The organism is Streptomyces sp. NRRL S-31 (genome assembly GCF_000718775.1).
GTDB lineage: Bacteria > Actinomycetota > Actinomycetes > Streptomycetales > Streptomycetaceae > Streptomyces.
This window is the reverse complement of record NZ_JOCB01000290.1, coordinates 1-271: the sequence shown is the minus strand read 5'-3', so window position 1 is coordinate 271 and position 271 is coordinate 1. Positions and strand designations below refer to the sequence as shown.

Below are 271 nucleotides of genomic sequence, written 5' to 3'. Positions count from 1 at the left end.
GACACCAACGCCTCCGCCCACACCACCTCCGCACCCACCCTGCGCACGGCGGCACCGGCCCGGCCCCCACCACCCTTCACACCCGCCCTGCCGACGGCGGACCTGGCGGTGCTCTTGCCGCGCCCCGCGCGCGCCGCCTCCCCGGAGACAGCCGTGCTGTGCGCCTCAGGACCGGGTGCGGTCGTGGTGGTGCCGGTGTCCGCAGCGGCGGACACCGGTGCCATGACCGCTTCCACCGCCGACGCCACCTCCGCCCCGGAACCCCGCTCGA

Annotated in this window: 1 pseudogene; it reads left to right on the top strand. The window is 77.1% G+C overall.

From position 1 onward, the window contains the following. Positions 1 to 271 (top strand): annotated as a pseudogene (locus IF37_RS45405) (hypothetical protein); the annotation flags it as partial.